The sequence below is a fragment of the Mycobacterium sp. genome (assembly GCF_051006775.1).
Classification (GTDB): Bacteria; Actinomycetota; Actinomycetes; order Mycobacteriales; family Mycobacteriaceae; genus Mycobacterium.
The window spans coordinates 1-2568 of sequence record NZ_JBPCSX010000251.1 but is presented as its reverse complement, the minus strand read 5'-3'; the positions used below and the strand labels follow the sequence as shown (position 1 = coordinate 2568).

The window sequence follows — 2568 nt, the reverse complement described above, 5'->3', positions numbered from 1 at the left end:
GCCGTGCCGATCCGAACACCGGTTCTACCGACCACCAGAGCAACCCCCTCTCAGCGTCGATAGGCATGAGTCCCCACATCATGGCGCCGCTAGGAAGATCCTGACATAGATCGTCGGATCTATGCGGGGGCCAGGCCGGGTAACCGGCAGGCCTGGGGATTTACCCGCGCTGCTTCCGGCGCCGGATGAAGAGGCCGAACCCGAAAAACATCATCGAACTCCACGCCGGCGTCGAGACCGTGTAGCCGAGATCGACTTGCGCCAGATAGCCGAGGCGGACGTCTACATCGGCGACGATCAAGTCGCGCACCCGTCAGACAACGCTTCTCACGCGAAACCTCCAGAAACGCATCGATAGCGTGAAATAGCCTCCGGTTCTTCGGCCCCTTCTGTCGGAGGGCGGGTGCAGGCTCACGGGCATCCACGACAGAAAGGTGCCGCTATGTGCTGGCAATGCGACAACCCCCACCGGACCACCGAGGACTACCTCGACGTCCTACGCGCGATCATCAGAACCCACCGCTGGGCGGTGCAATACGTCGAGGGCGAGGACCAGCCGTTCGGTTACACGGTCGGACTGCACCGCCTGGGTCTACCTGAATTGATGATCATGGGTTTACCGCCAGAGGAATCCGCGTGCGTACTCAGATCGATCGCCCACGACATGGTCGACGACGGCAGAGATCTGCGACCGCCGTTACACATCAACTTTCAGGGTGAGCTCTTTCTTGAAGTGGTCAAGGTCGAGCATCCCGATGTCCACCTCGGGGCCGCCGTCGCACTCTTCGGTCCCGACATCCGCGCCCTGCAACTGGTGTGGACCGACGATCACAGCAGTTGGCCCTGGGACCGCGGGTGGATCCACGGCCGGCGGCGCCAACCGGTGCTGGGACAGCGGACTCGGCTGGCGGGATGAGCCGCCAGGGCTGTCGCACAAGTGCTACGCTGGCACTTGTGAGCAGCGAAATCAGCCAACGCGAGCTGCGCAACAACAGCGGAGACATCATGCGCAGACTCGACGACGGCGAGGCGTTCGTCGTGACCCGAAACGGTGTTCCGGTCGGAGAACTGGTGCCGTTGCGACGCCGTCGAGTGGTCAACGGCCCGGCTTTCGCCGCAGCTTTCCGCGACGCCCCACGAATCGATTACCAACGATTCCGCAAGGACCTCGACCGCGGGGCCGACCAGGACATCGAGCCGCGTGGCTGAGATTAGAACTGGCTTACTCGACACCTCGGTGGTGATCGACCTCGGCATCATCGCGCCGGAAGCGCTGCCTGATGAGGTATCGATCAGTGCCGTCACGATGGCCGAGCTTTCCGCCGGTACCCACGCCACCGATGATCCGGATGAACGCGCGCGACGCCAAGACCGACTGCAACGGCTGGAGTCCTGGGTGGAACCGCTGCCGTTCGACGGGGACTGCGCGAGGGCGTACGGGCGCATCTACGCGGCCGTGCTCTCGACCGGACGTCAACCCCGGCGGCGCGCGGTGGATCTGATGATCGCCGCGACCGCCTTGGCCGCGGGGTTGCCGCTCTACACCCGTAACCCCGACGATGTCGCCGGCCTCGCGCCGATACTCACCGTCGTGGCTGTCTAGAAGTGCTCAACCCCCATAGTTCTCGACGATCCGCTGAACGCCCGGGCTGATGCCGCGATACTCGACGATCACGATGTCCAGTCCGGCATCCTTCACGATGTCCATGGCCCGCTCGATCGCACTGTCAATCCAGTCGTCGCCATTGCCGAACACTCCCCCGCCGATGCGGGTGAGCAGCACCGTGTTGGAGCCACCGGCACTCGCCTGCTCGGCGGCGGCCAGCATCACCGCCTCATAGGAGGCCTGTAACACCAAGCGCGCGAATGGCTCCCAGCTTCGACTGGAGTGGCTGGAGTAGCCGATGGGAAGCGCCGAGCAGTACGCCTGCGAGACGCGGCGGCCACTGCCGTCGGTGACTTCGACGTCGCGGTGCAGTCCGATGGCCAGCTCCCCGCGCAGCGTGTCGAGGACGTCCTCGGATGCCGTATCGAGCAACGCCCCGATCGCCGCCAGGCCCTCGCCTGTGCCCAGGGCGTAGCCGTTCTGCATGTTCCACAACGTCGACGCGGGCAGGCCGGTCAGCTCCGACAATGCCGCGCCCAGTCCGGCGAGCGCATCGAGCTGACGGTCCCGGGTCTGGCCGATGCCCTCGCCCACCGGGGCGAAGTAGTTGCGGTAGATCGACCCGGCGGCCGCCGCCATCGCACATGCCGGTCCCTGGGTGGGGTCATCGACGTACTTGGTCACGCCCGCTTCCGGGGTGACGTTTTGTGAGGGCATCTCCAGCAGGTTGAACTGGGAGGCCACCTGGAAGAGCGCACCCTCGAACTCAAGCTTGGAGTGCAGGGGTCCGACATCGCCGGTCAGGATGCGGGCCGAACTGCGCTGTCCCCGATCGGGATTGACCCGGGCACGCAGTTCGGCCAGCGTCGGCATGCTCAGCTGCCCGATGCCGTAGCGCGTGCCGTTGACGGTCGAGACCAATTCATCGCCCTCGATCCGCAGCCGGCTCTGGGTGCTCTGGT

General features: G+C 65.2%; 5 protein-coding genes. 3 read left to right on the top strand and 2 right to left on the bottom strand.

Features of this window, described 5'->3' with window-relative positions:
* Nucleotides 1-160: 160 nt before the first annotated feature.
* Nucleotides 161-310, bottom strand: a complete 150-nt coding sequence (locus ACR2JI_RS17655) for a hypothetical protein (protein ID WP_526392346.1) — start codon at nt 308-310, stop codon at nt 161-163.
* Nucleotides 311-442: 132 nt separating this feature from the next.
* On the opposite strand from ACR2JI_RS17655, the gene ACR2JI_RS17650 reads away from it, so the two are divergent.
* Genes ACR2JI_RS17650 through ACR2JI_RS17640 form a run of 3 tightly spaced genes read left to right on the top strand, consistent with a single transcriptional unit; the run spans nt 443 to nt 1603 of the window.
* On the top strand, nt 443-916 hold the full coding sequence (locus ACR2JI_RS17650; protein ID WP_526392344.1) for a DUF4262 domain-containing protein: 474 nt from the start codon (nt 443-445) through the stop codon (nt 914-916).
* Nucleotides 917-954: 38 nt separating this feature from the next.
* Nucleotides 955-1209, top strand: a complete 255-nt coding sequence (locus ACR2JI_RS17645; RefSeq protein WP_526392342.1) for a type II toxin-antitoxin system Phd/YefM family antitoxin — start codon at nt 955-957, stop codon at nt 1207-1209.
* Nucleotides 1202-1603, top strand: a complete 402-nt coding sequence (locus ACR2JI_RS17640) for a type II toxin-antitoxin system VapC family toxin (protein WP_526392340.1) — start codon at nt 1202-1204, stop codon at nt 1601-1603. The genes ACR2JI_RS17645 and ACR2JI_RS17640 overlap by 8 nt, the downstream gene beginning before the upstream one ends.
* A 6-nt stretch (nt 1604-1609) precedes the next feature.
* Here ACR2JI_RS17640 and ACR2JI_RS17635 read toward each other — a convergent pair.
* Nucleotides 1610-2568 (bottom strand): hypothetical protein (locus ACR2JI_RS17635; RefSeq protein WP_526392338.1); only part of this gene is annotated, 959 nt, incomplete at its 5' end.